The organism is Nitritalea halalkaliphila LW7 (assembly GCF_000265075.1).
Taxonomy (GTDB): Bacteria; Bacteroidota; Bacteroidia; order Cytophagales; family Cyclobacteriaceae; genus Nitritalea; species Nitritalea halalkaliphila.
The window spans coordinates 234,474-257,297 of record NZ_AJYA01000002.1; the positions used below are offsets into that span (position 1 = coordinate 234,474).

The 22,824-nt window shown below is 49.4% G+C and carries 20 protein-coding genes, 3 pseudogenes and 1 riboswitch; of the genes and pseudogenes, 13 read left to right on the forward strand and 10 right to left on the reverse strand.

Features of this window, described 5'->3' with window-relative positions:
• The first annotated feature begins 25 nt into the window (after nucleotides 1-25).
• The 6 genes from A3SI_RS01680 (at nucleotide 26) to A3SI_RS01705 (ending at nucleotide 6,255) form a co-directional block, all read left to right on the forward strand.
• On the forward strand, nucleotides 26-685 hold the full coding sequence (locus A3SI_RS01680; RefSeq protein ID WP_009053342.1) for a lipoprotein signal peptidase: 660 nt from the start codon (nucleotides 26-28) through the stop codon (nucleotides 683-685).
• 34 nt (nucleotides 686-719) lie between these two features.
• Nucleotides 720-1,325 carry a nicotinamide riboside transporter PnuC gene (gene pnuC, locus A3SI_RS01685; RefSeq protein ID WP_009053343.1) on the forward strand — a complete coding sequence of 202 codons (606 nt, stop codon included), beginning with the start codon at nucleotides 720-722 and terminating at the stop codon, nucleotides 1,323-1,325.
• A complete protein-coding gene (locus A3SI_RS01690; RefSeq protein ID WP_009053344.1) occupies nucleotides 1,318-1,701 on the forward strand; it encodes an AAA family ATPase in 384 nt (127 codons plus the stop codon). The genes pnuC and A3SI_RS01690 overlap by 8 nt, the downstream gene beginning before the upstream one ends.
• Before the next feature lie 156 nt (nucleotides 1,702-1,857).
• Nucleotides 1,858-1,953, forward strand: a riboswitch (TPP riboswitch).
• A 120-nt stretch (nucleotides 1,954-2,073) separates the two neighbouring features.
• Nucleotides 2,074-4,476 (forward strand): TonB-dependent receptor, encoded by a 2,403-nt coding sequence (locus A3SI_RS01695; protein WP_009053345.1) that lies wholly within the window; start codon nucleotides 2,074-2,076, stop codon nucleotides 4,474-4,476.
• Nucleotides 4,477-4,701: 225 nt separating this feature from the next.
• A complete protein-coding gene (locus tag A3SI_RS01700) occupies nucleotides 4,702-5,175 on the forward strand; it encodes a hypothetical protein (RefSeq protein WP_009053346.1) in 474 nt (157 codons plus the stop codon).
• Nucleotides 5,176-5,190: 15 nt separating this feature from the next.
• Nucleotides 5,191-6,255: a hypothetical protein gene (locus A3SI_RS01705; protein ID WP_238531554.1), complete on the forward strand. Its 1,065-nt coding sequence runs from the start codon at nucleotides 5,191-5,193 to the stop codon at nucleotides 6,253-6,255.
• 46 nt (nucleotides 6,256-6,301) lie between these two features.
• On the opposite strand, the gene A3SI_RS01710 is transcribed toward A3SI_RS01705, so the two are convergent.
• From A3SI_RS01710 to A3SI_RS01720, 4 genes are all read right to left on the reverse strand, one after another.
• On the reverse strand, nucleotides 6,302-6,907 hold the full coding sequence (locus A3SI_RS01710) for a hypothetical protein (RefSeq protein WP_040669782.1): 606 nt from the start codon (nucleotides 6,905-6,907) through the stop codon (nucleotides 6,302-6,304).
• Nucleotides 6,908-7,032: 125 nt separating this feature from the next.
• On the reverse strand, nucleotides 7,033-7,170 hold the full coding sequence (locus A3SI_RS22025) for a hypothetical protein (protein WP_394330339.1): 138 nt from the start codon (nucleotides 7,168-7,170) through the stop codon (nucleotides 7,033-7,035).
• 10 nt (nucleotides 7,171-7,180) lie between these two features.
• Nucleotides 7,181-7,717, reverse strand: a complete 537-nt coding sequence (locus tag A3SI_RS01715) for an SDR family NAD(P)-dependent oxidoreductase (protein ID WP_316929039.1) — start codon at nucleotides 7,715-7,717, stop codon at nucleotides 7,181-7,183.
• Between the two features lie 6 nt (nucleotides 7,718-7,723).
• Nucleotides 7,724-8,206 (reverse strand): GNAT family N-acetyltransferase, encoded by a 483-nt coding sequence (locus tag A3SI_RS01720; RefSeq protein ID WP_009053349.1) that lies wholly within the window; start codon nucleotides 8,204-8,206, stop codon nucleotides 7,724-7,726.
• 117 nt (nucleotides 8,207-8,323) lie between these two features.
• Between A3SI_RS01720 and A3SI_RS01725 the strand changes: the two are divergent.
• Nucleotides 8,324-9,064: pseudogene (locus A3SI_RS01725) on the forward strand (type III pantothenate kinase); the annotation flags it as partial.
• 59 nt (nucleotides 9,065-9,123) lie between these two features.
• Here the strand turns inward: A3SI_RS01725 and A3SI_RS20010 are convergent.
• The gene (locus tag A3SI_RS20010) at nucleotides 9,124-9,798 is read right to left on the reverse strand and encodes a peptidoglycan DD-metalloendopeptidase family protein (RefSeq protein ID WP_156810111.1); all 675 of its coding nucleotides are present in this window, start codon (nucleotides 9,796-9,798) and stop codon (nucleotides 9,124-9,126) included.
• A gap of 102 nt (nucleotides 9,799-9,900) precedes the next feature.
• Here A3SI_RS20010 and A3SI_RS01735 point away from each other — a divergent pair, with 102 nt between their 5' ends.
• A complete protein-coding gene (locus tag A3SI_RS01735; RefSeq protein ID WP_009053352.1) occupies nucleotides 9,901-10,863 on the forward strand; it encodes a pyridoxal-phosphate dependent enzyme in 963 nt (320 codons plus the stop codon).
• Here A3SI_RS01735 and A3SI_RS01740 read toward each other — a convergent pair.
• Both A3SI_RS01740 and A3SI_RS01745 read right to left on the reverse strand, forming a co-directional pair.
• Nucleotides 10,860-12,299 carry a hypothetical protein gene (locus A3SI_RS01740; RefSeq protein ID WP_009053353.1) on the reverse strand — a complete coding sequence of 480 codons (1,440 nt, stop codon included), beginning with the start codon at nucleotides 12,297-12,299 and terminating at the stop codon, nucleotides 10,860-10,862. The two genes, A3SI_RS01735 and A3SI_RS01740, sit on opposite strands and share 4 nt — an antisense overlap.
• A 60-nt stretch (nucleotides 12,300-12,359) precedes the next feature.
• A complete protein-coding gene (locus tag A3SI_RS01745) occupies nucleotides 12,360-14,036 on the reverse strand; it encodes a bifunctional metallophosphatase/5'-nucleotidase (protein WP_009053354.1) in 1,677 nt (558 codons plus the stop codon).
• Between the two features lie 260 nt (nucleotides 14,037-14,296).
• Between A3SI_RS01745 and uvrA the strand changes: the two genes are divergently transcribed.
• Together uvrA and A3SI_RS01755 are read left to right on the forward strand one after the other, a co-directional pair.
• Nucleotides 14,297-17,110, forward strand: coding sequence for an excinuclease ABC subunit UvrA (uvrA, locus tag A3SI_RS01750; protein ID WP_040669750.1), 2,814 nt, complete (start codon nucleotides 14,297-14,299; stop codon nucleotides 17,108-17,110).
• 7 nt (nucleotides 17,111-17,117) lie between these two features.
• Nucleotides 17,118-17,722: pseudogene (locus A3SI_RS01755) on the forward strand (trimeric intracellular cation channel family protein).
• A 144-nt stretch (nucleotides 17,723-17,866) separates the two neighbouring features.
• On the opposite strand, the gene A3SI_RS01760 reads toward A3SI_RS01755, so the two are convergent.
• The 3 genes from A3SI_RS01760 to A3SI_RS01770 all read right to left on the reverse strand — a co-directional run bounded on the left by A3SI_RS01760 (nucleotide 17,867) and on the right by A3SI_RS01770 (nucleotide 20,459).
• Complete coding sequence (locus A3SI_RS01760) at nucleotides 17,867-18,325, reverse strand: hypothetical protein (RefSeq protein WP_009053356.1); 459 nt, start codon at nucleotides 18,323-18,325, stop codon at nucleotides 17,867-17,869.
• A 52-nt stretch (nucleotides 18,326-18,377) separates the two neighbouring features.
• Nucleotides 18,378-19,040, reverse strand: a complete 663-nt coding sequence (gene upp / locus A3SI_RS01765; RefSeq protein ID WP_009053357.1) for a uracil phosphoribosyltransferase — start codon at nucleotides 19,038-19,040, stop codon at nucleotides 18,378-18,380.
• Nucleotides 19,041-19,199: 159 nt separating this feature from the next.
• Complete coding sequence (locus A3SI_RS01770; protein ID WP_009053358.1) at nucleotides 19,200-20,459, reverse strand: OmpA family protein; 1,260 nt, start codon at nucleotides 20,457-20,459, stop codon at nucleotides 19,200-19,202.
• A gap of 160 nt (nucleotides 20,460-20,619) precedes the next feature.
• Between A3SI_RS01770 and A3SI_RS01775 the strand changes: the two genes are divergently transcribed.
• The 3 genes and pseudogenes from A3SI_RS01775 (at nucleotide 20,620) to A3SI_RS01785 (ending at nucleotide 22,786) form a co-directional block, all read left to right on the forward strand.
• A complete protein-coding gene (locus A3SI_RS01775) occupies nucleotides 20,620-21,537 on the forward strand; it encodes a M20/M25/M40 family metallo-hydrolase (protein WP_040669751.1) in 918 nt (305 codons plus the stop codon).
• 83 nt (nucleotides 21,538-21,620) lie between these two features.
• Nucleotides 21,621-22,166, forward strand: coding sequence for a hypoxanthine phosphoribosyltransferase (hpt, locus tag A3SI_RS01780; RefSeq protein ID WP_040669752.1), 546 nt, complete (start codon nucleotides 21,621-21,623; stop codon nucleotides 22,164-22,166).
• 45 nt (nucleotides 22,167-22,211) lie between these two features.
• Nucleotides 22,212-22,786 (forward strand): annotated as a pseudogene (locus A3SI_RS01785) (adenylate kinase).
• Nucleotides 22,787-22,824: the final 38 nt, after the last annotated feature.

A 22,824-nucleotide genomic window follows, 5' to 3' on the forward strand; every position in this document is an offset into this window, starting at 1 on the left:
AGCTCGGCTGCTTAATCAAGGTGGTATGAAATACTGGAAATATTTTGGCATTACACTGCTTATCATCGCGCTGGATCAGGCGGTGAAGCTGTGGGTGCACTATCAAATGGATTTTGGCACGCCGGGCCAGATTAAAGTGCTAGGGGACTGGTTTAAGCTCCACTACACGACTAACCCGGGCATGGCTTTCGGCATGCAGCTGGGGACGGAATACGGCAAGCTCATCCTGACCAGCTTCCGCCTGGTGGCCATGCTCGGTATCGGCTACTACCTCTTTTACCTTATCCGTGAAAAGCAGCACTGGGGCTACCTGGTGAGCATCGCGCTTATTTTGGGAGGTGCGATCGGAAACCTGATCGACAGCGTTTTTTACGGGGTTTGGTTGGAAAATGCACCGTATAACGCACCGACCCCCTGGTTCCATGGGCAGGTGATCGACATGTTTTACATCGATATCTGGGAGGGCATAGTACCGGAGTGGATTCCTTTTTGGGGAGGGTCTTATACAGCACTTTGGCCGATTTTTAACATTGCAGATGCTGCTATTTTCGTCGGCGTGGGCATCATATTAGTCTTTCAAAACACCTTTTTTAAGCCCGAATCTGCTGCGAATGCGAAAAATGACGATGCGCCTCTGGATGACATCCAAAGGCAATTCATAGAGGATCGCGATAAGGATTCCTGATGCTGAGCCTGACTGGAAAGCCTGGTTCGGGGATATGAGCTGGGAAACCCTCAGCCCCTTAGAGGCGGTGGCGGTTTTTTTCGGCATCGTAAGTGTGCTCTTTTCGATTCGCAAGCATATCGCCGTGTTCCCTACCGGCATCATCAGCACGTTTATTTACCTGTTTATCTGTTGGGAGTACAAGTTGTACGCGGACATGGGAATAAACGGGTATTACACGCTGATGTCAGTGTACGGCTGGTGGCTTTGGGCGCAGCCCAAAGGTCCTTTACCCGAGCGCCCCGTCAGCTGGATGCTTCCTCAGGAGCGCTGGATCAGTGTGGGCCTGTTTGTACTGAGCTATGGGTCGCTGTATGCTGTCTTAGCGCAATTTACGGACTCGGATGTGCCCTATTGGGACAGCTTTACCACCTCTTCCGCCTTCGTGGCGATGTGGTTGATGGCAAAAAAGAAGGTAGAAAACTGGATTTTTTGGATCATCACAGACCTAGTATCTGTGCCGCTGTACCTGTATAAAGGTCTCCCACTGACCGCTTTTCAGTTTGCATTTTTCACCGTTTTGGCTGTCATCGGGCTGCGTTCTTGGTATCTGACCGTGAAGCGCAGGCCGCAGCCGAACTTCCGAGAGTCCCATGTTTAGTGTCGCCATCGTCGGAACGGAGTCCTCGGGCAAGAGCACCCTAGCCCGCGCCCTGCAAGCGGCCTTAGGGGGACATTATGTGCCGGAATTTGCGCGGAGCTACTTAGCAGGTCAGCAGCCACCCTACTTGCGCGAGACGCTTTGGGAAATCGCGAAAGGCCAGCTGGCAGCAGAGGCCGCCGCCCGTGCCAGTCAGCCGCCCTATCTCTGGTGTGATACCAGCATGCTGACGATGAAAATCTGGGAGGAGCATGCCTTTGGGGCGGTAGCCCCTTTATCGCAGCAGCCTATGCCCAGCATCCTTATGCCCTGTATGTGTTACCAGATTATCGTCTGCCCTGGGAGCCGGATCCCTGCGCGAGTTCCCGAATCCTGAGGATCGTGCGTACTTTCATGCTTGGCATAAGCGCGAGATCCGCCTAAGCCCGGTACCTCTATTGGAGACGAGCGGCAGCGTGGAGGAGCAAGTGCATCAGGTAATAAATAAAGTGCGCGATTTGGAATACGAATAGGTAGCGCGTACATTTGCAGCACGATCATGAGGGGGTGCCTTAATATAACGGGCTGAGATCATACCCATCTACCTGATCCGGGTAATGCCGGCGTAGGGAACATGAAAACGTCTAAAATTTTCCGGGAAATCGTGCGCACATGCGCCAAAGGGACTTTTATGCCGTTCGGGTAAAACCATTAGGGGCTTTCTCACCTCAGGAGAGCCTGTGTTTCACCATTATTACCAGTTCTACACATGAAAAAGTATGTTTTATGCTGCCTGCTCGGCCTCTTTCAGTGGACGAGTGCTTGGGCGCAGCACAGTCTGCAGGGCACTGTCTACGATGGCGCTGGCCAGCCGCTAGCGGGAGCCTCCCTGATGGTTTTGGGCGAAGCCCCAAAGGGCCAAATCAGTGATGCTGAGGGACAGTTTCGCTTTCAGGCTTTGGCCGAAGGCAAAATCCAGCTGCAGGTGTCTTTTATCGGTTTTAAGACCCAGCGAATCGAGGTACAGCTGCCGCGAACTAGCCCGCTCACCATTACCTTAGAGGAACAGACGTTTACGACGGAGGCCTTCGTGGTATATGGGACGCGCGCAAGTGAGCTGGTGCCGACCACCTTCCAAAATATCGATAAGCAGGAGCTGGGCAAGCTGAACCTGGGGCAGGACCTGCCGATGCTTCTGAACTATACGCCTTCCGTGGTGACCTTTTCCGATGCGGGAGCAGGGATCGGGTACACGGGCCTGCGGATTCGAGGGAGTGACCAAACGCGCATTAATGTGACCTTAAATGGTATTCCACTCAACGATGCCGAGTCACATGGCGTTTTTTGGGTCAATATGCCGGATTTTGCTTCGTCGGTGGAAAGCATTCAGATCCAGCGCGGGGTGGGAACCTCCACAAATGGTGCGGCGACTTTCGGTGCTAGCCTGAACATTCAGACTGATGTGCTGGAAGAGGAGGCTTACGCTGAGGTGGATAATGGAGTGGGCTCCTTCGGGACACTGCGCCACACCGTGAAGGCGGGCACGGGGCTGCTGGCGGACCGCTGGGCCATGGATATGCGCCTGTCTCGACTGACTTCGGATGGCTACATCGATCGAGCAAGCTCAGATATGCGGGCTTTTTTCGTGAGTGGAGGCTATTATGGAGAAAAACACATGCTGAAGGTAAATATTTTTTCCGGTCAGCAAGAAACGTATCAGGCCTGGGAAGGAGTACCAGAACATCTGCTGGCTACTCAGCGAACCTTTAATCCATATACGTACGATAATCAGGTAGATAATTATCAGCAGGATCATTATCAACTCATTTACACGGGGCAGCTGGCGCCGAATTGGAATGCCCATGCCGCCCTGCATTACACCTATGGTAGGGGGTACTTTGAGCAGTTCCGTCCGAATGATCGGCTGCGCAATTATGGGCTGCCGGCGCTTCAAATTGGAGGCCAAAGCATCGAGCGTATGGACATCATCCGCCGTCGCTGGCTGGATAATGATTTCTATGGCGCGGTGTACTCCATAAATTATGTTTCAGATGACGGGCGCTTGGATGCTATCGTGGGAGGTGGAGCGAATCGCTATGTAGGTGACCACTTTGGTGAGTTGATCTGGATGCAGTTTGCGGCGGATAATGCCATTCGCGACCGCTACTACGATAACGTGGCCACGAAGGACGATGTAAATGTCTATTCTAAGTTCACCTATGAATGGCTGCCGCGCTTGCATGTCTTTGGAGACCTGCAGTGGCGGGGTATTGGGTATACTTTCGAGGGTATAAATAATGACCTGCGGGATGTGAGTGGCGAGGTACAGTTCAGTTTCTGGAACCCAAAGGCCGGTTTTACTTACCTGTTATCGGATAAGGCGAGTGTGTATGCAAGCTATGCGGTGGCCAATCGTGAGCCTGTTCGTCGGGATTTTACGGATTCTCCTATCGTAGATAGAGCTCCTCGCCCAGAGCGCATGCAGAATGTGGAGGCAGGGATTCGCGCTAAGAGCGGGCGCTGGAATTATGAGGCCACCCTTTACTTGATGGATTACCGAGATCAGCTTGTGCTGACGGGTCAGGTGAACGATGTAGGCGCTTATGTGCGGGATAATGTGGATAATTCGTATCGTGCGGGTATCGAGCTGATGGGGGGCTATGCACTGAGCTCGAAGTGGCGAGTAGGAGGTAACGCGGCCTTCAGCCGCAATAAGATTCGAGAATTTACGGCCTTTATAGATGATTTTTCTGGGGAGGCGTTCCGCCAGGAGGAGCAGACCTTTACGCACACGACGCTGGCTTTCTCGCCTGATGTGGTCGCTGCTGGTCATATTGATTTTGAACCTGTGAAGGGCTTGGAGTTGAATTTGTTCCAAAAGTACGTCGGCAGTCAGTTTTTAGATAACACGATGAATGCGGATAGGATGCTGGCGGCATTTTGGACCACGGATGTGCGCGCCAGTTACCGCTTTAAAACGGGGGTATTGCCCGAGGTGACCGCCACGCTTATGGTATATAATGTTTTTAACCGTCTCTATGAGCCAAATGGCTATACGTTTAGCTACTTTTTACCGGATGAGGGGCCTTCGGGTCGGACTTTGGTGACGGAGAACTTTTTTTATCCGATGGCGGGAACGAATTTTCTGGCAAGCTTAAAGGTACGTTTTTAAAGGTACACATGTAGTATGCTATCCATCCCCCGAGCAGTGATTTCATCTACTCGGGGGGGTATTTGTTAGGCATGTAACGGAAGGGAGTTAGATAATTTTTTGAGAAATTGGCTTACATTACCATTTTTTATGGGATTTGTTTTTAATAGCTAGCCTTTTCTTGTATATTGAGATTCGTTCAAGTGAATTATATTTGGTTTAAACTTTTTTAAAATCTATAAATTAATGGCTCGGTTCAATAATGTCAAGCTGCTCTGGAGTCTTATACTCCAGAGCAGCTTACTTCTTATCTTTTTTGCGTGCAAAAAACCAAATGCTTCTGTAGATAGTTTTCGGATAGTAGAGCACGCTGCCTCAAAGCAATCGTTAGGCCTAGAGCTAGTTCAAAATTTGAGTCTCTACATTGACGATAAAAGCCTTCCCTTTTATGATTTATACCAAATTTATACCGAAGGGGAAGAACAGTTTTTAGTGGGCTTCAATAGGCAGCGATTAAGTCTAGATTTTATTCCATTTGCTAAGAATAATTCAGAAGCATGTTTTCATTTGACCTTTGAGGAGGAGGGACCTAGTGCTGTAGATGCTGATTTAGATATCTTCCATGTATTTAGTCGGGATAGTATCGTGACACTCGTAGATCGAGAACGTAAATTTCAAGTTTTTTCTGTTAACAACGGCCCTTACTTGTTACTGAAATAAATGAAAAAATTTATTATGCAAAGCTCTCGGCTTATAATTCAGGTTATTTTCTTGGTCAGTAGTATATTATTAGGCCCGTTTTCCTCTTTCGCGCAGGAAGAGGGACCCGAGCTGGTTTATGGATGTGAAAATTGTAAAGTAACTTCTTATCTGCCCATGGGAGACTATAAGCTACTTTTATTCTCTAATGATAGAAACTATCTTAGGCGCAAATTATACCTACTGGATAAACAAAACCTCATCGTGGATGAAATGAAGGTAGAGTCTTCCTCACACCTAGTACGTCTGAGTGAGCACACTTTTAGTGTCTTGGAGATTTCTATGGGCATTATCATACAAATTCAAAACGGTCGCTTGCAGGTTAAAGAAGCCTATGACCTATACGATCGCCCACGGATCATTCAGACGGCGCACATGTTTTTAACTCCCTATCACCTTTTTGGTATGACTCCGATAGAAGGAGCAGGAGAAAATGATGCACGGTATGTTCTTTATTCTATCAATCGACCGCTTATGCCACAAGTCAATCCCAGGCGTATGGGGTATTATGGTTATTACCGCATGCGTGAAAACCCGCCTTTTCATTACACAGATATTTCCTATGCAGATACCGTTACAATTTTTAGACCTAAGGGACCACCACTAGAACCGAGTGAATCGTTTTACATTAAATTTTGGTATGCCCAGGATATAGCATACAGCTGGCTGCCAGATTATAAAACGCTGATCGCTATGCATGCCGATAATGACAAACAGGTCAGCACATTTACCTCCTATGGGAAGGAAACGGAAATGCTTGCTTACATCGATTATACACGTGGTGATAGCTACATGCTTACGTGGGATCCAAAAATTAAAGAAGGAAGGACGTACACTTTGCACGAAGTGCAAAAAAACAAGACGCTCAAACCGGTGTATAGACTTCAGTTTAAGCCCATGCTCATCGATGACGGTTATGCCTATCAAAGCAGGGTAGGGGAGCGCCGCTTTGACCTATACCGCCATGCGCTGAAAGGTCAAGTTAGAGAGAAGATGCAGGATTTCGGAGCAGTCTCGGTGGGTGCGGCGCAAAATCTTTAGACATCATCTGCTCCCGATAGCTGAAAATAGGCCAGAGTACCGCTCCCTAAGAAGCAGGCAACTTTAAATTTGTCATGCGAAAGTAATCCTGAAGCGTGGTCTTGAGGATGTCTTGTTCTTTTTCGTTTTCGAGGACAGGGACCCATTCGCCCTCCAGGAGGAGTTCAAACTGCTTAGGCTCTTCTAAAAGCGGGAATAGCTCACGTGCGAAGTAATAGTGAGCAAATTTATCCCCTCCCTGAAAAAGAACCTCTCCACTCTGGACGCCCTCCTCATCTTTCCAGCGTAGATGTATCGGAAGCTCTTCGAAATTAGGCTCCACGTAAATGTAGGCCTCATCCTTTACCCAGTTGATTAAAATGGAAAAATTTAAAAGTGGATAAGCGGCTTCTTGCGTACGTTTTCGATGCCTAAAAATGCTCATCTTAGCATCTTTTCGCCCTTCCCGCTCATAATTAGAGGCGCGCATGTTATGAAAATACATGCGATCCGCCGTGCCCACGCGCATCTCAGGTGCAGAGTCGCCGCTATTATCTGCTCGACGTTCATTAAAAAAGGAGAGCAGAAACACAAAGAGGATGGAACCTAATCCGAAAATTTTCAGGATTTTCACCATTTCAGGGGTGAAAATTTCATCTTTCTTGGCAGGCATAAAGGTGTTTTCTCTTAAAAACACCCCTTAAGCTGGAAAGTTTGCACTTCAGCGCACATAACTGCCTGCATTCACATCGATGCTCGTTCCTGTGGCGTGGTCGGCTAATCCTGAACAGAGCAGCGTCACGAAAGGGTTAAGTCCTCCGGTTCGGTTAGCTTATTTAAAGCAATATCGTTTAACGCATAGTCTTCCCCATAGCGCTGAATAAAATCCTCTGCCATGTCGGTACGCGTAAAACCGGGTGCCACATTAAAGGCCATGATCTCTTGTTTACCATAATACCGGGCGATGCTGCGGGTGAGGCTGAGCACAGCAACCTTTCGAGGCTCCATAGGCCAAGTATTCGGGAGTGTCGCCCCGAAAACCCGCCCGAGAAGCGATATTCACGATTCTGCCCGCGTGTCCGTCCGCGATAGCATGCCGAATGAAGGCCTTGCACAGCAGGGCTACTGCGCCCACATTCACTTGGAAGGTGTGTTCCCAAAGCCCCAACCACTCCGCTTCTTCTGCTTCCATCGCAACAGCATGTGCCACTCCAGCATTATTCACTAAGGCATGGATCGGTCCGAAGCGCTCCCGTAAGTCTGTAAACCAAGTGCTTAGCGTGTCCAGCTTGCTGAGATCCATTTGCACAGGATGTGCGCGCTCACCTAGCGTTCGTGCCAGTTCTACAGCTGCCTGCTCCTGCCGTCCAAAATGAATGAGCACCTCAGCACCTGCCGCATGAAGGTGGCGGGCCAGTGCATGCCCAATACCGCGAGAGGCACCCGTGACTAAAACCCGCTTGCCTGTTAAATCTACACGCATTTTTTCTTATTTTTTAGCTAAATACACAGCGATTTCAGGTGCTTGCATGTTGCAGTTAATCCATTCCCCATCTAAATCCGCACCATAGCGCTCATAAAATGTGATGGCCGGACGATTCCAGTCGAGCACTTGCCAGGTCATGCCAGAGCAGCCTTCTTCCATCGTTTTCTCTAACACCCGATCGAACAGTGCCTTGCCGGCACCTTTGCCACGCTCTGTGGCGGTCACCACGATGTCCTCCAAGTAGAGGCGCCGCCCCTTCCAGGTGCTGTAGCGGTAATAATACACCGCGATACCGACGATGTACGCATCGCTTTGGCGCTCGGCGACATAAAACCCAAAGGCCGGCTGCTCGCCAAAACCCTCTTTTTCCATACGTTCCACTGTGTTCGTCACCTCTTCGGGTGCTTTCTCATACAGGGCCAGCTCGTGGATGAGCTCCAGCGTGCGGGGTAAATCTTCTTTTCTTCCTTCTCGAATCGTAAACATGCCTCAAGTTATTAAAAAAGGCCTTTCGAGCGGGTATCCCTAAGGGGAAAAGTGAGAAAAATTTCCGGAAATGGAGAAAATAAAGTAGGTTTGATGACACGAAAGCACCATATACACATGTTTCTCTCCATCGATGCCGGCAACTCTAACGTCGTTTTCGCTTTTTATGATGAACAGCAGCAGCGCTGGACGCACGAGTACCGGATTAGCTCCCAAGGCGGATTTTCCCTCGCCAAGTTGGAAAAGGAAATGCATCTCTACATGCTGGAGCACCGGATCGGGCGCGACACCCTTACGGCCATTGGCTTTTCTTCCGTCGTCCCCGAGCGCATCGAACCCTTAGAGGACTTTTGTCGCCGCTTTTTTGGGCGCAGCCCCTACCTCATTCAGGGCAGTAGCTATGCGGGACTTCCCGTAAAAACGACCAAGCCGGACGAAATCGGTACGGATCTCATGTGTAATGCAGTGGCGGCTTACGCGCGCTTTTTAGGCCCCTGCATCATCGTGGACTTCGGGACAGCGCTGACCTTTACGGTGGTGGGGCCCGAGGGCCAAATTATGGGTGTCAACATCCTGCCCGGCTTAAAAACGGCCATACGCGCACTCTTTACCGATACGGCCAAGCTGCCCGAAGTGGCGCTCGAGCTGCCCACCTCTGCCATCGGAAAAGACACCGTGCACAGCATTCAGGCTGGCGTGCTGTACGGCTACACTAGCTTGGTAAAAGGCATGCTCCAGACCATACAGGAGGAACTCGGCTACCGCTGTAGCATCGTGGCCACCGGAGGGCTTTCGTCGATTTTACACCCACTGGCCGGGAGCTTCGACCTGACCGACCGCTACCTGACCTTAGAAGGCATTCGGCTGATTACATTGGCCCAGCCCAAAAAAAATAAAGCCCCCACCTTCCCACGCACTCAGTCCGCAGTTCCGGCACCAGGAAACCCTAACAGGAGATTCGGATCAGGGCCATTCGCCGCAAAACGCGGCCAGTCCTTTCGCGCACAAACGCCCGGAAAATCCCCTACATGGCCCAGTAGGTCCCACATCAACTGAAAGTGGAGATGCGGAGGCCAGTCACCATTTTCAGGATAAGGGCCGATGGTACCGATGCGCTGCCCCTTCGCGATCGCGGCGCCTACCGTATACTGCTGGAGGTCCTCTAGGGCTAGATGCCCATACAGGCTGTAGAGCGTTTTTTCGCCCATAGGATGTGCCAGCAGCAGGGTAGGCCCATAATTTCCAAAGCCTGCATTATCCTGAAAGCTGTGGATGTAGCCCTCCAGTGGTGCGAAAATCGGGCTGCCCGCCTCCGTCCACAGGTCTACGCCCATGTGAATGTCCCGAAAATCCTGGTCTGCGGTGGCGAAAACGCTCGAGCGCTGGTAAACCGCACGATGCTCCCCATATCCTCCAAAACCAATTTTCCCCCCACAAGCGGCCTGAATAAACGCTGTGAAGGCAGCTGTATCCTCGAGCGGCACCTCTTGTAGCTGCGAATTCGTAGGCGAAAGATCGAGGGGGCAGGTATTGGCAAGGGTCAGCGGAAAGCCTAAAACCGGAAAAGCGCTGTCTGAGGAAAGTGGCAACATACGTCGTAGGGTTGTTTTTTGCGCCGAGGGCGCAATTAGAACCCTCAAAAATAGTAGGAATCCCTTGGTTTTGGCTATTTTTACTTGAAAAATACCTTTGTTATGCCCGATTTACTCGCTGTCCCGACGTTGTCTTCTATTCAGGAAGCTGCCGATCGCATTCAAGACCTAGTGCACCGCACACCGCTTTTGCAGTCCACCTCCTTAAACGCTTTGAGCGGCGCGGACCTGTATTTTAAATGCGAAAATTTTCAGCGCGTGGGGGCTTTTAAGGCACGCGGTGCAGCGAATGCGGTGCTCAAGCTTTCCGAGGAAATGCGCCAGAAAGGGGTGGCCACGCATTCCAGTGGGAATCATGCGGCAGCACTGGCGCGAGCAGCAGGTAGTGTCGGCATTCCCGCATATATCGTCATGCCTACTTCTGCGCCTGAAATCAAAAAGAAGGCGGTGAAGGCCTATGGGGGGGAGATAATTTTCTGCGCACCCACGCTCGAGGCACGCGAAAGTACCCTGCAGGAGGTTGTGGAGCGCACAGGAGCCACCTTTATTCCGCCCTACGATCATCCCGACGTGGTCGAAGGCCAGGGAACCTGCGCCCTGGAAATGTGGGAGCAAGAAGGAGGTTTTGATACCATCGTTTGTCCTGTGGGAGGTGGTGGCCTCCTCGGCGGCACGGCGATCGTGAGCAAGGCGCTACGTCCAGAGGTGCGTGTCATTGCAGCGGAGCCAGCAGGGGCGGACGATGCCTTTCGCTCCTTTCAGGCGAAAGAACGTATCCCCATGGTAGGACCGAACACGCTTGCAGATGGCTTACTCACCTCTCTGGGAGAGCTCAATTTTCAGCTGCTCTTAACGCATGTGGACGATGTGCTCACCGTGACAGACGCGCAAATCATCCAAGCGATGCGTCTCATTTACGAGCGCCTAAAGATCGTCGTAGAGCCGAGCTGTGCTGTTCCTTTAGCGGCTATTTTACGTTATCCCGAGCGATTTAAGGGCCAAAAGATCGGCATCATCCTCTCAGGCGGGAACGTGGATCTGGACAAGCTCCCTTTTCGGCTCTAAAAGTGATAATTCATGACGATGTTGTAATTCATCATGTTGACCTTATTAAAAACGAAAATGGGGTTCTCATACGTTTCTCCCACGGCGATTTTGCCCACGACCAGAACGCGTGCCTCCAGCCCATCGAGGACGTTCGAAAAGGTGTAGCCGATATCCGTATTTATCTGGACATAGGAAGGAACGCCATACTTGTTCAAGGCGGGCTTTTTTACGTCGGGCAGGCTGAAGTAGCCTGCGGCAAAGGCTACCTCCGTGCGCTGCTTGGGGAATTTGTAGTCCACCTTACTCATGATCGCATGCACATCTCCGAAGCCCTCGTTCCGCTCGCGTGGCATAAAGGTAAAGAAAGGTTCACGCCCCCATTCTCGCGGCATCAGGTAGCGGCCATGTGCCGTGATGCGGTTATAATTTAAGGTTGCACTAATACGATTTTGGCGCAAGCCGACACGCCCTCCGAAGGTATTCGCCTGGCCTCCACGCGGGAAGTACGTTTTCTGTTGGTCAGGATTCCCCCCATCGTTTACTGCATCTTGACGCAGCCCTTGGAACCCAAGGATAAGGTCGGTCTGGGTGTCTATGGGGATGCGTCCATCGAGCTGTACCATGGCGGTATTAAATACATTATCGGTATATTTATTCCAGATACTGATTACCCAGCTAGGGGAGATCCGGCGGTTAATACCCAGCATGGCGACCCCCCGGCTGCTAACATTTCCGGAGTACTGGGCAGGGCCCCCATCGGGATTTACACCAGCGCCATAGGCACCGATGGATTCTGCCACTGAAAACCAGCGTGTCGTAGCGCGCGGCGTTACCCGGTAAATCCAACCGCCCTCCACGCCTGCACGTCCCAGAAAGCCGCGATTTCGGTACCAAAGCCCGTCTACTCCCGTCGGGCGCATGCGTCCATCTTGTAAGTTGATAAAGGGGGTGTTAATCAGCTGCTTACCAAACGTGATCGTATGGCCATTTTTTACGTATTTCAGGTGAAATTCTTCCAAGCGCTCGATAGAGCCTCTATTGCCGGGATTTTGAACATCGAAAAGAGCTACTTCGTAGCGGTTTCTACCCCCAGAGATAGGATCCCGGGCTGCCAGATCAGAGGAGAACACGTTAAAGATATAAAAGCCACTCACCGCGAGGCGGAAGCCATGAAAGGAAGAAGATTCGTAGCGCAAGCCACCTCCAGTGGCTAGGGCGTAGGAGTTCATTAGATCTCCCTCGTTCGTAGTAGCGATAAACATGGAGCGAAAGGCCACCTCCGTACGCCCCTGCTGCAGGGCATAGAGTAGGGAGCTCGTATCTTTCGCCACCGTCTCTCGCCCACGCCAGAGATTAGGCTCCTGCTGAAGCTCCTGGTGCTGCGCAAATAGCGCCGACTCCGTCAAGAAAAAGCCCACCACCAGCAGGCTAAAGCGGATTATTCGCTGAAACATCGTAGGCATAAAAAGGGAAAGAAAGCCGACACCCCCACAGAAGAGGTGCCAGCGCTAAACTTATCGGAAGGTATATGGAACTCCTGAAACCTGCGTGAGCAAGGTCTGCGGAGCATCTAAGGCTTTCGCACTTTCGCGAAGTTTCGGCGTAACTGGGGAATGCTCCTCCAAGTAGCTGATCAGCGCCTCGTGCAGCGTAAAGGGCTTGTTTTCTGAATTTTTCACACCATCTAAGCGGCATAAAACATCTTCAGGGTCTCCATCGCGCTCGCAGGCCGTCACCGTATAGGTCTTGTTAAGCTCTAGTGGCTTGCCTTTCACATGGATAGACTGTACGCGCTCACCTTCTTTGCCGAAGGCGTTAAAGGTGATATCCATCCCTTTAAATTTAATGACCCAGCCACCGAAGCGCTTGCTCGCCTCCTCTGCGAAGACATTATTCAATTCCTTTTCCAGCCATACTTTAATTTGTGAGCCGGTAACTTCTCCTTTTCGAATCACACTATCCACGGGGAGCATATCGAATATATAGCCAGCCGTAATCGGGATATTGCCTGTTTCATCTGGAGTGGCCCTCGGCGGGCAAAAGCGGAATCCATTCGACAGGACGATATCCACATCGGGTACTTTCCAGCTGATGGCGTCTAGGATCATGGTATCGATCGTATTTTCGATCACGAAATAGCGGTAGAGCGGAACAGTACTATAGCCGACCACGCGGTTAATGTCTTGTTCGTAGGCGGCCTCATTTTCTCGGATGATCGCTTGCACACGCTCTGAAGCAGGGTATTTTTCTACATCTACTTCCACCAGCTCGTAAGCATCTTCGATCACTTTTCCATCTTGAATCGTGATTTCTAACTTGCCGACGAAGCTTCCGAAAGCTCCTGGCTCTACTACTTTGGCATATTTCCGCTGAATCGGCACGCGCACACGCTCATGGGTGTCACCTCCTAAAATATAATCGATGCCTTCACATGCGGGCATATCTGCCAGAGCAAGCTGCTGCGAAAGCCCTAGGTGCGCGATGATGGCTACGAAAGCACATCCTTCTTGCTTTTTCAGTACATCAGCATAATGGGCTAAGTTATGCTCTGGCGGGGTATAAATAATGCCTTTACTGTAGTTCGGAGACTGTCTTTTCGGAACTAAGTGATCCGTATAGCCTAAAAATCCGATTTTTACACCGTTAATGTGCCAAATATAATAAGGAGGAAAGACGAGCTCCCCACGTGAGCCATCGGGCGCCTCATGGTACATATTGGCACATACCTTCGGGGCATTCAGCGCACCCAGAAGCCGCTGCATGGCTTCTTTATAATACACCACTTCCCAGTTGCCGGGTAGGTATAAGTCATAATCCAGCGCATTCAGGATGGGCACCATGGCTTCTCCTGTGGTTTTTACAGAAAGCTTGGAGCCCTGAAACATATCCCCCGTGTCGATGATGAGTGCATCATCTGCGTCTGCTTTTAGCTGCTTTAATGCGGTATCCAGGTGCGCATACCCACCCGTTTTACGGAAGACCATCTGTTCATTTTCCCAGAACATCTCATCGTGAGGGTGAATCTGGCAGTGGACATCTGTGGTCTGCAGAAGGGTAAGTTTAAAAGGTTTCTTCGGATCTTTCGGCGCGGCAGTAGCCGTTTTTGCCATGCCCGTTCCTAAGGTGATAAAACCGGATCCGGCACTGATGACACCTAATTTCTTAAGAAAATCTCGCTTTGAATACTTCATTTTTGTGCTACGCTTTCGTGTTCTGAGAATGAAAAAACGGGGGAGGAGACCATTTCAACCTTGATTTTGTTCAAATAGAATTCCCCAATTTTTATAAAGGTCTTCTTTTTGATGACAGAAATCAGTAACAAATGTCACAAGTGGCCCCAGAACCCTCTTTATAAGGCCGCACAGGGCATTTTTCTAGCCTGAAAGGGGGTGTGAAAGGAATGCTTTAACAATTTGCGAAAAACAAGGGTTAAATGGTAACTTTGTATCTCATGAAAGTAGCTGAATCTAAGGAAAAAGTCGCCATCGAGTCGTTAGATCCGAAGGCCTTTATCATCATAAAAAATGCCCGTGTTAATAATTTAAAGGGGGTAGATGTAGCCATTCCTCGTAATAAACTCGTGGTAATCACGGGCTTATCGGGCTCAGGCAAGTCCTCACTGGCTTTCGACACGCTCTTTGCCGAAGGCCAAAGGATGTACGTGGAAAGCCTAAGCTCCTATGCGCGACAGTTTCTCGGGCGGATGGAGAAGCCCGATGTAGAATACATTAAAGGAGTGTCTCCCGCCATCGCCATCCAACAAAAGGTAAACACGCGAAATCCGCGCTCCACGGTGGGCACGACCACGGAGATTTATGATTACCTCAAGCTACTTTTCAGTCGCGTGGGTAAGACCTACTCTCCCGTGAGTGGGGAGGAGGTGAAGCGCCACACGGTATCGGATGTAGTCGATTATATGTTTGGGCTCGGGGATGGGACGCGCCTAATGCTGACCTGTCCGCTGCGGATCGCCGAAGATAGAACTCTCGCCCAGGAGCTGGAACTGCTGCTGCAGAAAGGGTACACCCGGATTTTAGTTGATGGGGAAGTGGCCTTTGTCGAGGAGCTGGTCGGGCAGAAAAAATTACCGAAAGGGGAGTATGAAATTCTCATCGATCGTGCGGTAATTCAGACTGGTGACGAGGACTTACAGTTTCGGCTGGCGGACTCCGTCCAGACGGCCTTCTTCGAGGGGCATGGCGACTGTAAGGTGATCGCCCCAGAGCTGGGCGTGCAGACCTTCTCGGACCGGTTTGAGTTAGATGCTATCAGCTTCGAGGTGCCTTCTGTGAATTTTTTCAGCTTTAATAATCCCTATGGCGCCTGCAAAACCTGCGAGGGGTTTGGCTCTGTATTGGGTATCGACCCGGATCTGGTTTTTCCTGACAAGAGTCTTTCTGTGTATGAGGGGGCCATTGCGCCCTGGCGCGGAGAGACGATGAGCAAGTGGCTAAAACCGCTGCTCAAGTCGGGTATCGAGTTCGATTTCCCGATTCATCGTCCCTATGAGGAGCTGGACGACTGGCATAAGGAGGTTCTTTGGAAAGGGAATCGCTACTTTAAGGGCTTGGATGCTTTCTTCGAGGAGCTGAGCAGCCGCACCCATCAAATTCAGTATCGTGTACTCCTCTCCCGTTTTCGCGGGCGTACCACCTGTCCGGACTGTAGGGGGACGCGCTTGCGCAAAGATGCCGCGTATGTAAAAGTCGGCGGCCGCTCGATCATCGATGCGGTTTTACTGCCTATCGACGAGGCCCTCGTGTTCTTCCAAGAGCTCCAGCTGTCTGAAGCTGACGAGAAGGTGGCGCGTAGGTTATTAAAAGAGATTATCAGTCGCCTCAGCTATATGGTGCAGGTGGGCCTAGGATATCTGACCCTAAACCGGCTGACTTCCAGCCTTTCGGGGGGTGAGTTTCAGCGGATCAAGCTAGCGACTTCCTTAGGTTCCGCTCTGGTGGGGTCTATGTATATCTTAGATGAACCGAGCATCGGGCTACATCCACGCGATACGGATCGCCTGATCGAGGTGCTCAAGTCACTGCGCGATTTAGGAAACACCGTCATCGTAGTAGAGCATGAGGAAAAGGTTATGCGAGCAGCAGATGAGTTGATCGATATCGGTCCAGATGCGGGAGCGCATGGTGGGCAGCTGATGTTTCAGGGGAGTTTAGAGCAGCTTTTGGCCCAGGGCCACACCCACACCGCTCGCTATCTGAATGGGGACGCTAAGATCGACAGTGGGCGCAGTCCCCGAAGGCCAACGCATTTTCTGCAGATTCGTGGTGCGCGGGAGCATAATCTCAAGCAGGTGGATGCCAAGATTCCGCTGGGCTGCTTGACCGTCGTGACCGGGGTGTCGGGTTCTGGCAAGTCGACCTTGATTAAGAAAATCTTGTACCCGGCGCTAGCCAAGCAGCTGGGGCTAGTGCAGGAGGAGATCGGCAAGTTCGACCGTTTGGAGGACGATGTGGACGAGATCACGCAGGTGGAATTTGTAGATCAAAACCCCATCGGTAAGTCTTCCCGTTCGAATCCGGTTACCTATGTGAAGGCCTATGACCCGATTCGTGCGCTTTATGCGGAGCAGAGCATGGCCAAGCAGCGGGGGTATAAGCCAGCTTTTTTTAGTTTTAATGTAGATGGTGGGCGCTGTGAAGCCTGCCAGGGCGAAGGTACGGTTACGGTAGAAATGCAGTTTATGGCAGATATCCACCTGACCTGTGAGGCCTGTAAAGGGAAGCGTTTCAAGCAGGAGATTTTAGATGTGACCTATAAGGATAAAACCATCGCAGATGTGCTGGCCATGACTATCGATGAGGCGATGGAGTTCTTTGCGGATAAGACGGCGATTATCAATAGGCTGCAGCCGCTGCAAGAAGTGGGCTTAGGCTATATCGGGATGGGGCAGTCTTCGAATACCCTTTCTGGGGGCGAGGCCCAAAGGGTGAAGCTAGCGGCTTATCTGAATAAGCCTACCGGCAAAGCCAAGGATCATATCCTCTTTATTTTCGATGAGCCAACGACCGGCTTACACATGCACGATATTAATAAGTTGCTCTTTTCTTTGAATGCCTTAATCGAGCAGGGGCATAGTGTCTTGATCATCGAGCACAATACAGAGGTAATCAAGTCCGCCGATTGGGTCTTAGATCTAGGACCAGAGGGCGGCCATGGTGGAGGACATCTGGTATTTCAGGGAACGGTGGCAGATTTGAAAAAAGAAAAGGACAATTACACTGCACGCTATTTGCGCGAGTCTATCTGATATGGACATTGCCTTACAATATCCTTTTGAGTTGGCGGGGACTTTTGTCTTCGCCATCTCCGGTGTCTTAGCGGTACGGGATAAGGATCACGATCTTTTTGGTGCTGGATTCACAGGGTTTATCACCGCTATTGGTGGGGGCTCGCTGCGTGACATGCTGTTAGGCAGTTATCCGCTTGTTTGGATTGGGGACATTTATGTCTTTTACGCTATTTTGGCTGGTATCGTCGTGGCTTTCGTATTTACGCCCTTTTTGATGAAGCTGAGACGCACTACTTTTTTTGTTTGACATCATTGGGAATTGGTTTTTTCACCGTGTTGGGGGTCGAAAAAGCACTTAGCTTGGGTGTTCGTCCGGAGATTGCAGCCATTATGGGGATGTTTTCGGCCGTGATGGGGGGTGTTTTGCGTGATACGCTGGTGAATGAGGTGCCTATTTTATTTCGGAAAGAGGTATATGCCTCCGCCTGTTTGGCGGGAGCGATTTGCTACTTGATATTCTATTATTTTGGTATGCCGCGAGATTATAACTTGCTGCTCAGTCTTTCCATTATTATAAGCATACGCTTACTGGCTGTACGCTTTAAGATCAGCTTGCCCGGCTTGCGTTAATTGCTACGGCTGCCAGGTGGAGATTTTGTTTCCTATTGCTGCCGTTCTTTTTTAGGTAGGGTGTCTTTTTAGGTCACTGTATTCTTTTCTCTGAGCTTCTCGGAGTAGTGTTCAGGTAGAGCTGTACGCAGATGTAAGGAGGTATTAGAAAGAGGGCATTAATGCTGCGATAAGGGGAATTTGGATTAAAAGATCGAAGGAAAGGGCAAAAAAAGTAGCCCATGCCAGTGCGCTCACACTCATGGTGAGATAAATCTTCTTTTTAGTGACCCCCAGTGCATTCATGACCAGAGTACCTCCTATCGGAGTCAAGAAAACGGGGGTGAGAAAGGCGATGCCATTTGGCCCGAAGCTTCTCCAGACGCGGATAATGAGTCGCGCTTTTTTGGAAAATAGGCGCGGTTTAGGTCGTGTAGCCCGCCAGCGCTTGTACCACTGTCCGAGCTGCGTAATGAGCAGTACGCTACTCATCATGCCTAAAAAAGTAACTAGGATAACTTCCAAAACGGAATATCCTGCCGCTAAGCCTAAGGCGGGGCCAGCAACAAACTTCACCATGGATAGGGCCAAGATGAAGAAAAAGGTAAGGATGTACTCTGTCATGGGAATAGGGATGCGCTTGGTAAACTGGGTAGGGCCTGATTAGGTTTGTAGATCAACTGGTTTTTACTCCAAAAGCTAAATCTCCTGCATCTCCGAGTCCGGGCAAAATGTATGCCTGATCGTTTAGGCCAGCGTCTAAGGCTGCTGTCCAAATGGTTAGGGGGAACTGTATTTTATCTTTAATTTTCTGAATGCCTTCTGGGGCACTGATAACGGCTGCGATATGAATATGCTTCGGTTTTCCGTGACGTAAAAGAGCCTCTATCGTCTGAATGCACGAGTTTCCTGATGCCAGCATGGGGTCTATAAACAAGACCTCTTTCCCATCGATGTCAGGTAGTGCTTGATAAAAAAATCCAATTTCCGGATCTGTCGTCGCTCCATGTGGTTCTCGGTAGGCGCCGATAAAGCCACTGTCTGCTTGGTCGAAAATAGATAAAAACCCTTCGTACAGCGGTAAGGCTGCGCGGAGAACATTGATAAGAATAGGTTGCTGATTGAGTAGAGGGCTTTCCAGGCTACCGAGAGGTGTCTGGATTGTTTGTGGAGTGTATTCCAGTGTTTTAGAAAGCTCGTAAGCCATGAGCATGCCGATACGCTGTAGGTTTTGGCGGAATCTCCAGCGGTCTTTTTGGATCAGTGGATCTCTGAGTTCAGCCAGGTAGGAGAGTAAAACGGAGTTTTCGTTACTTAGTATATGAGTGTGTACGGACATGAATTACGCTTGGATTAGTTCATAAAATACGATGGGAGCCTTTATTTAGCTTATGGCGCGACTGAAACCGTCATTTTCATCTTTCGATTTACTCATTTTTCGTATAAAGCCAAAAAAAAGGGAGGACTTTGTCCTCCCTTCACTATACTTTCATGTGAATTATTTTACTTCGAATGAAGTTCTTCTCGCTAGCTGGCGTGCTTCAGCAGATTTTTTATCTACGCTTGTATCTTCTCCAAAGCCTTTAGCAGAAAGTCTGCTAGCATCGATACCTGCTTCGATAAGAAGTTTTTCTACTGCTTTCGCTCTGCGCTCAGAAAGCTTCATGTTATAATCTTCTGGACCGATTTCATCCGCGAAACCTTTGATTTCTAGTTTCACTTCAGGATTACGCTTCATGAAGTTAGCTACGTGATTTACAGCAGAAGCAGAGAAACCTAGTGGCTTAGCGCTATCGAATGCGAAGTATACATTCACATAGTTTTCGTTGATAGCTTTCTTGAAGAAGTCAGTTTCTACTACTTCTTCGATCGGACATCCGTCGTTAGATGCTGGACCAGGAACGAATGGACACTTATCTAAGTGATCAGGAATACCATCACCATCAGAGTCAAGTGTTCTTCCGAAAGAATCTACACGAGCACCGGCAGGTGTATTTGGCTCCTTATCTAAGTAATCTGGAATACCATCTCCATCAGAATCTTTCAGCATATCCTTGATTTCACCGATCTGCTCAGCAAGCTCCACTTTCGTAGCATACTTCTCAGCAGCGATGTACCAGTCTGCATGTTGTGATTTACTTCCAAGGTAGAAGTTAAGTCCAACAGTGGCGGACCACCAGTTTCCGATACTTCTTCTACCTTGTACTAGTGCATCCCCGTCAACGGTAAAGGCATTTCTACCCGTGATAACATGAGAAATATCACCCGTTAATGCTATTCTGTTAGTGAGTCTTACTTGAGCAGTAAATCCTCCCATCACGTTGTAAAGATTATCTCTCTCGTCAGCAAATTGATTGTCTTGGGGTGTTTGTCGACCAAAACCAGCACCAAAGTGACCTAATAGCCCAATTCTATTTGTGAACTGTTCGAAATTAGCTATTCGACCTAAATTAGCAACGGCTTGCAGGTTTGCTCTGTAATAGTTTGTGCTAAACGGTAAGGAATTATCCGAGGATGTAAACTGACCAAACGCGTAGTCTGCTCTGAATCCGAATTTTTCGGTTAACATGTATCTAGCGCCTACATGAGCGTGGCCTAAATTTAGTAATGGCGTTTCGAATGAAGCGCTAGAGAAGGGGGTTGCAGCGTGGTTAAAACCACCTCCAACTTCAATGGACCACTTGTTAAAGTCGTCTTGGGCGTGGGCACCATAAGCCATGGCGCCGGCCATTAGGGTAGATAGTAGGATTTTTTTCATGATAAAAAATTTTTTATCCAGATTTGAGTGTTTAATTGGTTTCAAGGTTCAAATTTACAACTTTTAACATCTAATCAAAAACGCTGCCTTTTTTTTGGAGAAAAGGTAGCGAAAATTGAATCAAATAAAGGTTAATCGTTGCGCTAAATTAACATAAATTATGCCAATACCGGGTGTCTTAGAAGATTTATTGCATATTCGGTCCGTTTCGGGCGATGAAAAGGAAGTCACCAAATATATTTTAAATTACGTGCAAGAACGTAAAATATTTTGGAAAGTTCAACCTGAAATCTACTATGGAGAAGAATTTCATGACTGTTTACTGTTAAAATTCGGAAATCCTCGAACTGCTATTTTCGCTCATGTCGACACGATCGGCTTCATGAGCCGCTATCAAAACCAGCTCATCCCTGTGGGAGGTCCCGAAGTGGATGCTGCCTTTACACTAGAGGGAGAGGACGATTTAGGCCCCATCCATTGCCGCTTAAACGTTATGGAGGACGAACTGTTTCATGATTTTCCCAGAGCCGTGCGTCCCGGGACTTATTTTTCCTTTAAGCAGCATATCCGTAGTAATGAAACCTTTATACAAGCAGCCTACCTGGATAATCGCCTAGGGGTGTATAACGCCCTACTCCAATGCGAAGAAGTCCGTGATGCCTGGGTGGTTTTTAGTACCTATGAGGAGCATGGAGGAGGAAGTATGCCCTTTTTACTGCGTTTTATTATGGAAACACACCCCGTCAAGCAGGCGCTCATTTCCGATATCACGTGGGTGACGGAAGGCGTGCGCCATGGTGAAGGAGTCGCCATCTCCCTTCGAGACCGTTACATCCCGAGGAGAGCCTTTTTAGAAAAGATAGTATCTTTGGCAAAACAATCCGGAGTCTCCTACCAGTTAGAGGTGGAAGCCCATGGCGGGAGTGATGGGCGTGAGGTACAATTTTCGCCCTACGCACTCGATTGGTGCTTTATCGGAGCCCCTGAAGATCATGTGCATACGCCAAACGAAAAAGTCTATTGGAAAGATTTCTATGCCATGGTCGACCTGTACAAGTACTTGCTCGAAAAGCTATAGCGGTTTAGCAAGAATAAACAAGGGCTCAGACGGTAATTGTAGTATATTTGTTTAATCCTTCTCGCGAAGGCAAAAAAATCGGTATGATTCAAATTTTGGACAAGTCATTTGTCCCCTATTTATCTAAAGAAACACTGCAGGAACGCATCCAGTCTCTGGGAGCAGAGATTAGTGCGGACTATGCAGGGAAACCGCTCTGTGTGCTTGCTGTGCTAAATGGAGCCTTTATGTTTTGTAGTGACTTAGTAAAGGAAATTACTATTCCTATGGAGCTACAGTTCATTAAAATCGCTTCCTATGCAGGTACGCGCTCTACTGGGGAGGTGTCCGAGCTTCTAGGGCTGTCTACCTCCCTGAAAGGAAAAGAAATCCTTATCGTGGAAGATATCGTAGATACCGGGCTTAGTATGCAGTATCTTTTGGCCAGTATGGCCAAAGAGGCAGCGGCCTCCATCCGTATATGCAGCCTGCTCGTGAAGCCCGAGGCCTTGCAGCACCCAGTGGACATTCACTACACGGGATTTGAGATACCGAAAAAATTTGTGGTGGGCTATGGACTCGATTATAATGGTTTCGGCCGGAATATCGGAGAGATCTACCAGCTTAAAGAAGACGAACATACTTTATGAAGTAAGGGGAGAGGCCCCTTTTCACTATAAACCGAACAGACACTTATGCTCAATATCGTATTATTTGGCCTCCGGGAGCAGGAAAAGGCACGCAGAGTGAAAAACTTATTGCCAAATATGGCTTGACCCACCTCTCTACCGGTGACCTTTTTAGAAAACACCTGGGAGAAGGCACCCCTCTAGGGCAGTTAGCGAAAAAATACATGGACGAAGGCAACTTGGTTCCGGATGAAGTGGTTATCGGCATGGTCGATGAAAAAATCAAGAGCACATCGGATAGCCAAGGGTTTATTTTCGATGGGTTCCCGCGGACTGTGGCCCAAGCTGAGGCACTTGATGCGCTACTGAATGAGAAAGGCACGCCGATTAAAGGGATGATCGCACTGGAGGTTCCGGAGGAGGTACTTAAGGAGCGCATAAAGGAAAGGGGCAAGACCTCTGGCCGTAGCGATGACCAAGATGATGCCAAGGTAGCGAACAGAATTAAGGTGTATCTAGACGAGACGCTACCAGTTGCGGGTTACTACAAGAAGCAGGGAAAACTAAGCAGCATTAATGGTGTGGGAGAGATCGATGAAATCTTCGCCGCTATCGTCAAAACCATAGACAGTTACGAATAAAAATATTATCCGTATCTTTGCCATTCGAAAGGCTAGAC

Excerpts from the sequence above, each read along its gene's own strand:
- A3SI_RS01680 (WP_009053342.1), top strand. The coding sequence starts at position 26 with ATGAAATACTGGAAATATTTTGGCATTACACTGCTTATCATCGCGCTG.
- pnuC (WP_009053343.1), top strand. The coding sequence starts at position 720 with ATGAGCTGGGAAACCCTCAGCCCCTTAGAGGCGGTGGCGGTTTTTTTC.
- A3SI_RS01690 (WP_009053344.1), top strand. The coding sequence starts at position 1,318 with ATGTTTAGTGTCGCCATCGTCGGAACGGAGTCCTCGGGCAAGAGCACC.
- A3SI_RS01695 (WP_009053345.1), top strand. The coding sequence starts at position 2,074 with ATGAAAAAGTATGTTTTATGCTGCCTGCTCGGCCTCTTTCAGTGGACG.
- A3SI_RS01700 (WP_009053346.1), top strand. The coding sequence starts at position 4,702 with ATGGCTCGGTTCAATAATGTCAAGCTGCTCTGGAGTCTTATACTCCAG.
- A3SI_RS01705 (WP_238531554.1), top strand. The coding sequence starts at position 5,191 with ATGCAAAGCTCTCGGCTTATAATTCAGGTTATTTTCTTGGTCAGTAGT.
- A3SI_RS01710 (WP_040669782.1), bottom strand. The coding sequence starts at position 6,907 with ATGCCTGCCAAGAAAGATGAAATTTTCACCCCTGAAATGGTGAAAATC.
- A3SI_RS22025 (WP_394330339.1), bottom strand. The coding sequence starts at position 7,170 with ATGGCCTTTAATGTGGCACCCGGTTTTACGCGTACCGACATGGCAGAG.
- A3SI_RS01715 (WP_316929039.1), bottom strand. The coding sequence starts at position 7,717 with ATGCGTGTAGATTTAACAGGCAAGCGGGTTTTAGTCACGGGTGCCTCT.
- A3SI_RS01720 (WP_009053349.1), bottom strand. The coding sequence starts at position 8,206 with ATGTTTACGATTCGAGAAGGAAGAAAAGAAGATTTACCCCGCACGCTG.
- A3SI_RS20010 (WP_156810111.1), bottom strand. The coding sequence starts at position 9,798 with ATGTTGCCACTTTCCTCAGACAGCGCTTTTCCGGTTTTAGGCTTTCCG.
- A3SI_RS01735 (WP_009053352.1), top strand. The coding sequence starts at position 9,901 with ATGCCCGATTTACTCGCTGTCCCGACGTTGTCTTCTATTCAGGAAGCT.
- A3SI_RS01740 (WP_009053353.1), bottom strand. The coding sequence starts at position 12,299 with ATGTTTCAGCGAATAATCCGCTTTAGCCTGCTGGTGGTGGGCTTTTTC.
- A3SI_RS01745 (WP_009053354.1), bottom strand. The coding sequence starts at position 14,036 with ATGAAGTATTCAAAGCGAGATTTTCTTAAGAAATTAGGTGTCATCAGT.
- uvrA (WP_040669750.1), top strand. The coding sequence starts at position 14,297 with ATGAAAGTAGCTGAATCTAAGGAAAAAGTCGCCATCGAGTCGTTAGAT.
- A3SI_RS01760 (WP_009053356.1), bottom strand. The coding sequence starts at position 18,325 with ATGACAGAGTACATCCTTACCTTTTTCTTCATCTTGGCCCTATCCATG.
- upp (WP_009053357.1), bottom strand. The coding sequence starts at position 19,040 with ATGTCCGTACACACTCATATACTAAGTAACGAAAACTCCGTTTTACTC.
- A3SI_RS01770 (WP_009053358.1), bottom strand. The coding sequence starts at position 20,459 with ATGAAAAAAATCCTACTATCTACCCTAATGGCCGGCGCCATGGCTTAT.
- A3SI_RS01775 (WP_040669751.1), top strand. The coding sequence starts at position 20,620 with ATGCCAATACCGGGTGTCTTAGAAGATTTATTGCATATTCGGTCCGTT.
- hpt (WP_040669752.1), top strand. The coding sequence starts at position 21,621 with ATGATTCAAATTTTGGACAAGTCATTTGTCCCCTATTTATCTAAAGAA.